A 6,292-nucleotide genomic window follows, 5' to 3' on the forward strand; every position below is an offset into this window, starting at 1 on the left:
AGTGCCATCGATCTAGACCTTTATCAGTTTAATAATGCTCCTGGAGATAGTTTGGCTTGGTTGGGTCGTATCGCCCCTGAAAAAGCCCTAGAAGATGCAGTAGAGGCGGTAAATATAACTAAGACTCCATTAAAGATTTTCGGCAAAATCCAAGATCAAGCCTATTGGCAAAAAATTTGCGCCGATTTTCCCGACGCACCGATTGAATATCAGGGATTTTTAACTACTCAAGAATTACAGCAAGAATTGGGTCAATGTCGAGCTTTATTGATGACTCCCCGCTGGATCGAAGCCTTTGGCAATGTGGCGATCGAAGCTTTGGCTTGTGGCGTACCGATTGTGGCATATCGTCGCGGTGGTCCTTCAGAAATTGTCAAACATGGCATTACGGGATATTTAGTCGAACCAGATAGTATTTCTGGATTGGTAGAGGCGATCGAGCAAATCGATAAACTAGATCGGACAAACTGTCGCCAACAAGCAGAAGCAGAATATTCTTTATCTTCCTTAGGCGATCGCTTTGAGGCTTGGTTTGAAAAATTAATAATTAAAAAGTAACAATAAAGAACTTATTAACACTCTAGTCAGTGAGGGAAGAATATACAAAATCTTACAATCAAAAGTTAAGATAGTGTTTCCTCTCAACTTTTGCTAGTAAGTAATGGCTATGTCAGATCTTGTTTGTTCTAACCAAGATAATATTCTCATCGTTGACGACGTGCTAGATAATTTAGATTTGTTGTCTCGTATCCTGAGTAGAAGAGGATATAAAGTACGCTCCATTAATAATGGCAAAGAGGCAATAGAAATTACTAAAACTGGTTGGGCAGATCTGATTTTGTTGGATATTAAAATGCCTGGTATGGATGGTTATGAAGTCTGCCGTTATCTCAAGAATGACGAGACTACTAATTCCATACCTGTAATTTTCATGAGTGCCTTAGACGAAACCTTGGACAAGGTTAATGCCTTTAGAGTTGGTGGGGTTGACTACATTACCAAGCCTTTTGAAGTCAAAGAGGTGATCGCCAGGGTTAAAACTCACTTGCAATTGCGGAATTTACAAAAAAATCTGGAGACTCAAGTAGCTTCTCGCACGATGGAATTAGCCACAGCACTACAAGAAGCTAAAGCTGCCAATAACGCCAAAAATGTTTTCTTTTCTCAAATAACTCACGAATTACGTACTCCGATGAACGCTATCTTGGGTTTTGTCCAGTTGATGCAACGAGATGCTTCTTTAAATTCAGAACAACAAGAACAGCTTCGCATCATCAGCCATAGTGGAGAACATTTGATGGCATTAATTAATGATGTCTTGGAAGTTTCTAAGATCGAAGCAGGTAGATTAATCTTAGAAAAAACCAACTTCGATTTGGAGCAAATGCTCAAAGGAATTGAAGAAATGCTTGCCATCAAAGCTCAAGCAAAGAATATTCACTTAATCGTTCGGCGCAGCGAACTAGTACCTCGGTATATTCAAACTGACGAGCAAAAATTACGTCAAGTTTTAATTAATTTATTAGCAAATGCTGTCAAGTTTACACAAAAAGGAGAAGTTATTCTCACCGTAGCCTATAATCCCCAAAAACCCCATCAAATAAACTTTGAAGTTAAAGATATGGGAAGTGGGATTGCACCAGAAGAACTAGATAAATTATTTATCCCTTTTGTCCAAACCAATTCTGGCAGACAGTCTCAATCTGGTACTGGTTTGGGTTTATCTATCTGTCAAGAATACGTTAGGCTCATGGGAGGAAAAATCAAAGTATCGAGTCAAGTAGATCGAGGCTCTACTTTTAGTTTTAGCATTCAAATGACAATAGGCGAACCCATTGCTCAATCTTACCAATCTCTTAGAGTTATCGGTTTAAAACCAGCTAAGACTATCCCCAAAATTTTGGTAGCCGAAGACCGTTGGGAAAACCGCCAATTCTTAGTAAGACTCTTAGAAACTATTGGATTTGCCGTTAAAGAAGCGGTTAACGGTGCTGAAGCAATCGCCCTATTTTCTGCTTGGTCGCCCGATCTAATTTTCATGGATCTACAGATGCCTGTAATGGATGGCTATCAGGCAATTAAACATATCAAGAAACTAGATAGTTCTGTAGTTATTATTGCGATGACTGCCTCTCAATTTAGAGAACAAAAGCAATTTATTCTTTCTTCAGGCTGTAATGACTTAATGAATCTTCCTTTTCAAGAAAAAGAATTGTGGTCAAAAATAGCTCATTATCTTCAGGTTGAATATTTCTATGAGTCTCCCATTACTCCTAGTTTGGATTTATCCAAGTCTGAAGGCTATCAACTAAACCATGAAGCTTTGTCTGTAATGTCTTCAGCATGGATAGAACAACTAAATGAGTGTGCCATTGCTGCAAATGCCAAAGAAATATCTATTTTACTAGAACAAGTACCTCAAGAATATTCTGACTTAGTAACAGCTATTTCTAATTTGGTTAATGACTTTTGTTTCGAGCAAATCATCGAACTGACTACTGCTACCTATGGGAGTTAATCAATTTTCGGCATATTTGACAATGACGAATAATTTTTTTTGAGTTTTGATGGTAATGGGCGATTAAACTAAATTTTTATTTTTCGATCTTCATATGTCTAACAATAGTGAGAAAGTTACTCGCGATATTTTTATTGTGGATGACACCCTGGCAAATCTCAAGGTCTTATCAGAAACCCTAACTAGTCACGGTTATGAAGTTCGAGGGGTTCAAAATGGCAAAAGTGCTTTAAAAGCAATCAAAACTATGACTCCCAGTCTAATTTTGCTAGATATTAATATGCCAGAAATGGATGGTTATCAAGTCTGTCAAGCACTAAAAGCCGATGAGACAACTTGCCATATTCCCATTATTTTTCTGACTGCTTCTCATAATGCCCAAGATAAAGTCAAGGCTTTTGCTTGTGGGGGTGTAGATTATATTGCCAAGCCATTTCAAATAGAAGAAGTTTTAGCTAGGGTCAAAAATCAATTAGATATTCAAGCAGCTTACGCTCGAATTCGCCTCTTGAACGAACAATTAGAAACACAAGTTCAAGAAAAAACCAAGTTTCTCAGGCAAAAATTAAATGAGTTAGAAACAACTAAAAAAATTCTTCACGATACCTTTTACGATCCTCTGACAGATCTACCCAATCGCACTTCTCTAGCCAAGCATTTAGAGCAAGCAATGTTGGAAATCAGAAAAGATAAAAATTATGGTTTTGTCATTTTGTTTATTGAATGTCTTTGGCAAGATATCAAGCAATCTGAAAGCAATTTCACAGAGCAGAAACTTATTTTGGCAGTAGTAAAAAGAATTTTATCTTCCCTTCGTGAAGTAGATACCCTAACTAGGGTAGGCAGCCGCAAGTTTGTTGCCTTATTGCCAGAAATACAAAATATTCATCGCGCTACCTATATTGCCGAACAAATTCACCAAAAATTTGCCCAGCCTCTTAATATTACCAGACAAGAAATAGCTGTTAATGCTAGCATCGGTATAGTATTGGGTAGTAAGAATTATAAGCAATACGCTCATATTCTCAAAAACGGTCAAATAGCAGCACGTCAGGCTCAAAAAAAAGGCAAGAACCGCTATCATCTATTCAGCGAAATAACAACATCTGCAATTAATTAGTTTGGCAATTGTCATTTAAGATTGTTGCTAATTCTCAAAAAAGCCGATCGCTCTACTCTACTTCCTTTTCATTTTCTTCTTCTAGAGATGGTCGATCCATTTCTTCTTTAAATCCTCGTATAGTTTTTCCTAATGCACTACCTATTTCAGGAATCTTTTTCGGCCCAAAAATTAGTACGGCGACGATCGCAATAATAGCTACTTCAGGTACGCCCAAACCAAACATAATTCTATCTCCTGCACTAAAATCTATTACGATTAATAGCTAAATATATCTATAAAGTCAGTCATCAGTATATCGTTAAATTTAATACACATCTGTGGCTACTAATATTTTGCTTGTATAAAGCCTTTTTATAATCTGTAATGTTAGAAACTTCTCAACCTTCACTGCGCCAAGAACAACACCCTTTAATACATCGACTTGCCGAACGAATTATTAATTATTGGCAGAAATATCTAGAGCTAGCACCCTATTCTCTCCCTGAAGGATTGGGCTATGTTGAAGGTAAGCTAGAAGGAGAAAAACTGCGGATTGAAAATCGCTGCTATCAAACTCCCCAATTTCGCAAGATGCACCTCGAATTGGCGAAGGTGGGTAAAAATCTCGATATTCTTCATTGTGTTATGTTTCCCCGCCCAGAATATGCTCTGCCCATGTTTGGTTGCGACATAGTAGCAGGTAGAGGGGGAATCAGTGCTGCGATCGCCGATCTTTCTCCCACTAGCCCTGATAAAACTCTTAGTAATGGATATATTGAGGCTCTTTCGGCTTTAAAACCAGCGGATTTTACAGAAATTAGAGAATTGCCACCCTGGGCGGATATTTTCTCGGAATATTGCTTGTTCGTGCGCCCACACGATCTGGAAGAAGAACAAGAGTTCTTAGATCTTACAGCTAATTATCTACGGATTCACTGCCAGCAAGCTGTCGCTGCTACTCCCATATCTGTTGAGGAGCAAAAGTTATATTTAGCAGGACAAAAATATTACTGTAGCAAGCAACAACAGAATGATAAAACTCGTCGCGTCTTAGAAAAGGCTTTTGGCGAAGAGTGGGCAGAAAACTATATGACTACTGTTTTATTCGATCTGCCCGAATCTATTGATGAAGAATATTTACCTGTAGGGGAGAGTAACAACTAAGTTTTTTCTCCAACTGAGAAGAATTATTTTGTCTGAGAATATTGACAAAACAGATCCCCTTGACTATGATTGCGGGCGTGTGAGGAGGGAACAAAATTTGAGGGTTGAGGAAAACACGACAAATGCCTTGACTCTCTTTTTATTTTTATCTCCAACAAGGTTTATTCAGACTTTTCGGTAGTTTCTTCTGGTTGGCTTTCTTGAATGGCTTGCTGTTGTTGTAGACTTTGTAAAATACCAGCATATTCTTGTCTTTCGGGGTAATATTCGACTATTTTTTCTAAGATTGGAATTGCTTTAGCTGTATTGCCAGTATAAAAATATATTTGAGCCAATCCTTCCAGGGCGGTAATATTTTTCGGTTCTCTGGCTAGTACCTTTTGATAACCTTCAACCTGCATCTGAATTTGTTCTTCTATAGAAGAGCCTTCTGCATTTGGTTGAGATTGGTAATTATTCTGACTAAAAACACTACTCAGAGCGATCGCCAGTGTCGAGCCTGCAAACCCCAAACCCATGACTAAAGTTACTATCCTGACTATGGTTTTGGTTTTGGTGGTTTTTTTTCTCTTTTTACTCATAAGTTCAATTAACTCCAGAAATAAAACGCTAGTATACCCCCCGTAAATCCTAACCAACAAAAAATAGTTAGAATTATCGAACACATCCAACGATTGTAACCAAGAAGTTGTAAGTCTAATTTTAGTAGTAGTGCAGATGCCACATAAACTAAAAAACGAGCGAAATAATCAACCCTTTGGACGATCAGGGTAAAGGCAAAAGCTCCCAAAAAAATTGAGATAAAAGCCGTAAGATCGGACTTAAGCCAATTATCTAAGCCAATCTCAACCAGGGAAATAGGCGAGGTAAAAATAATAACGCATAACACGATCGCAATTACAGCAAAAATGTAAAGAATACCAAAACGAATTTCATCGACGAATTGAGAGTATAGATTTCCTGTTGCTAGTAATTCAGTTGCCCAAGCACCATAAAGCCAGCCTTCAACACCATAAGTCAGGAGTAATAAAAGCAAAGAAATAGCAGGAATTTTTTTTAACCAAATCATCTAACTAATAACTAATAACTAATAACTAATAACTAGATCTATCCAAAGTTTGGTTTCGGCAGCCATAGCAGACAAACGTTTACCCGAAACTGCTTTAGAAGATATTGACTATCTTAGTGCGATCGACAAACATCTTAGACCAATTCTCGAATACAACGAGAGACTTCGGTTGTGGCAGGGGTTAGGGGTTAGGGGATAGGGTGTAGGGAAAACAAAGGTTGTGGTTTTTTGGTTAAAAGAGATAAATGTCTTGATGTCTCCAGACACTTTTGAGAATTGGTATTAAGTCTGGAGGATGTGGTTCTTTATCAACTAATTTAGAGAATCGATCGATTAATCTGCGATCGACTCAATTTTTAACCAACGCGCCCAAGCGTTAGCTTGACTGCTAGTAGCTGGCAAACGAGTTGCTAAGACTAGATGATAGGTATCCACTGTG

At 38.0% G+C, this 6,292-nt stretch carries 8 protein-coding genes; 5 read left to right on the forward strand and 3 right to left on the reverse strand.

The features are described 5' to 3' along the window. From AC33VI_RS11375 to AC33VI_RS11385, 3 genes are all read left to right on the forward strand, one after another. Window positions 1-558, forward strand: a 558-nt coding sequence (locus AC33VI_RS11375) for a glycosyltransferase (protein WP_491782376.1), incomplete at its 5' end; no start/stop codon positions are given. A 109-nt stretch (window positions 559-667) separates the two neighbouring features. Further along, window positions 668-2,518 carry an ATP-binding response regulator gene (locus tag AC33VI_RS11380; protein WP_491782377.1) on the forward strand — a complete coding sequence of 617 codons (1,851 nt, stop codon included), beginning with the start codon at window positions 668-670 and terminating at the stop codon, window positions 2,516-2,518. Window positions 2,519-2,612: 94 nt separating this feature from the next. Then, window positions 2,613-3,638, forward strand: coding sequence for a response regulator (locus tag AC33VI_RS11385; RefSeq protein ID WP_491782378.1), 1,026 nt, complete (start codon window positions 2,613-2,615; stop codon window positions 3,636-3,638). Window positions 3,639-3,690: 52 nt separating this feature from the next. Here the strand turns inward: AC33VI_RS11385 and tatA are convergent, their stop codons facing one another. Next, window positions 3,691-3,864: a twin-arginine translocase TatA/TatE family subunit gene (tatA, locus tag AC33VI_RS11390; protein WP_491782379.1), complete on the reverse strand. Its 174-nt coding sequence runs from the start codon at window positions 3,862-3,864 to the stop codon at window positions 3,691-3,693. A gap of 140 nt (window positions 3,865-4,004) precedes the next feature. On the opposite strand from tatA, the gene AC33VI_RS11395 reads away from it, so the two are divergent. Next, a complete protein-coding gene (locus tag AC33VI_RS11395; protein WP_491782380.1) occupies window positions 4,005-4,784 on the forward strand; it encodes a phycocyanobilin:ferredoxin oxidoreductase in 780 nt (259 codons plus the stop codon). A 161-nt stretch (window positions 4,785-4,945) separates the two neighbouring features. On the opposite strand, the gene AC33VI_RS11400 is transcribed toward AC33VI_RS11395, so the two are convergent. Then, the gene (locus AC33VI_RS11400) at window positions 4,946-5,365 is read right to left on the reverse strand and encodes a tetratricopeptide repeat protein (protein WP_491782381.1); all 420 of its coding nucleotides are present in this window, start codon (window positions 5,363-5,365) and stop codon (window positions 4,946-4,948) included. 8 nt (window positions 5,366-5,373) lie between these two features. Then, the gene (locus AC33VI_RS11405) at window positions 5,374-5,853 is read right to left on the reverse strand and encodes a hypothetical protein (RefSeq protein ID WP_491782382.1); all 480 of its coding nucleotides are present in this window, start codon (window positions 5,851-5,853) and stop codon (window positions 5,374-5,376) included. A gap of 49 nt (window positions 5,854-5,902) precedes the next feature. On the opposite strand from AC33VI_RS11405, the gene AC33VI_RS11410 reads away from it, so the two are divergent. Beyond that, window positions 5,903-6,052 (forward strand): hypothetical protein, encoded by a 150-nt coding sequence (locus tag AC33VI_RS11410; RefSeq protein WP_491782383.1) that lies wholly within the window; start codon window positions 5,903-5,905, stop codon window positions 6,050-6,052. The last annotated feature ends 240 nt before the right edge of the window (window positions 6,053-6,292 follow it).

Source organism: Waterburya sp., assembly GCF_058530065.1.

Coding starts and splice junctions, on each gene's coding strand:
- AC33VI_RS11380 (WP_491782377.1), top strand. CDS start 668: ATGTCAGATCTTGTTTGTTCTAACCAAGATAATATTCTCATCGTTGAC.
- AC33VI_RS11385 (WP_491782378.1), top strand. CDS start 2,613: ATGTCTAACAATAGTGAGAAAGTTACTCGCGATATTTTTATTGTGGAT.
- tatA (WP_491782379.1), bottom strand. CDS start 3,864: ATGTTTGGTTTGGGCGTACCTGAAGTAGCTATTATTGCGATCGTCGCC.
- AC33VI_RS11395 (WP_491782380.1), top strand. CDS start 4,005: ATGTTAGAAACTTCTCAACCTTCACTGCGCCAAGAACAACACCCTTTA.
- AC33VI_RS11400 (WP_491782381.1), bottom strand. CDS start 5,365: ATGAGTAAAAAGAGAAAAAAAACCACCAAAACCAAAACCATAGTCAGG.
- AC33VI_RS11405 (WP_491782382.1), bottom strand. CDS start 5,853: ATGATTTGGTTAAAAAAAATTCCTGCTATTTCTTTGCTTTTATTACTC.